General features: G+C 41.0%; 2 protein-coding genes. One reads left to right on the plus strand and one right to left on the minus strand.

The window, feature by feature from the left end; genetic code table 11:
* Positions 1 to 501 (plus strand): ATP-dependent dethiobiotin synthetase BioD (gene bioD / locus H5202_RS22800; protein WP_182774026.1); only part of this gene is annotated, 501 nt, incomplete at its 5' end.
* Between the two features lie 102 nt (positions 502 to 603).
* Here the strand turns inward: bioD and H5202_RS22805 are convergent.
* A partial coding sequence (locus H5202_RS22805; protein ID WP_182774027.1) for a GGDEF domain-containing protein occupies positions 604 to 1,221 on the minus strand: 618 nt, incomplete at its 5' end.

The raw sequence follows: 1,221 nt of genomic DNA on the forward strand, positions 1-1,221 counted from the left end.
TGTTTTGAACCCGCTATAGCGCCGCACATTGCCGCCAAGCAAATTAATCAAAGATTAACAGCACAAAGTGTGCTTGATACCATGTACAACCCCGCAATGTTAGATGCAGATTTTGCTTTGATAGAAGGCGCTGGTGGTTGGCGTTTACCGCTAGGTAATGGCGAGTATTTATCTGCTACGGTTAAATTATTGCAGGCCAAGCTACAACAAAATCAACCAATTTATGGCCAACAGACGGCATCTAAGGTTGAGATTATTTTAGTTGTAGGCATGAAGCTAGGCTGTTTAAATCATGCGTTGTTAACTCAAGAGGCTGTACTGGCCGACGGATTAACGATTGCAGGATGGGTAGCGAATCAAGTAGATGCGGAGATGGCTTGTATTGACGACAACCTCAATAGTTTGCAAGAGATGATGCAAGCACCTTTTTTAGGTTATGTACCTTACTTAGTTGATGCAACTGTTGAAAATGCCGCAAGTTATTTGCAATTGCCAAAATAATCAGCCGCAAAAAATATTAAGCCCCCCACTTTGTATGCTGTTCACTTTTCAGCTTCAGCAGACAAAGGGTTAACGAACAATCAATTAATGTTGTCAGCATGACTAGTTTGCGATCGGCATCACTCTATTACGACCTAAGCGTTTTGCTTCGTACAGTAACTTATCAGTTGCTTCAATTAATTGAGATACATTTTGTTTGGGTTTCCATTCAGCTACGCCGAAAGACGCTGTTATAGAGTCGATAACCTTGTCACTGCGTCTGTCTTTTACACTGAGTTTTTCGAGTGCTCTACGAATACCTTCAGCCAATTGTCTGGCAACTCTAAACTGACTACTTGGTACAATAATGGCGAACTCTTCACCGCCAAAACGATAGAGTTTAATTCCGTCACGGCAAGCTTCTTGGATCCGTTTAGCAACGGTTTTTAGGACTAAATCGCCAAGTTGATGGCCAAAATTATCGTTGAAGATTTTAAAGTGATCGATATCAATTAAAATCATGCAGGTACCGGCAGGAGCTGAACTAATTTGCGCTTCAATGTCCGTGTTAAATGCACGGCGATTTAATACATTGGTTAAGGCGTCAAATAGCATGTCTTTTTCAGATTCGGCTAAACGTGTTTTGAGAGTATTGATCTCTGATTGTGCTTTTTGGAGTTGTTCGGTAAAACTGACGGTGCTAGAACGGATACTAGAAGATTCTTTAACAATATTTCTGAT

This window comes from Shewanella sp. SG41-4 (assembly GCF_014164505.1).
Classification (GTDB): Bacteria; Pseudomonadota; Gammaproteobacteria; order Enterobacterales; family Shewanellaceae; genus Shewanella.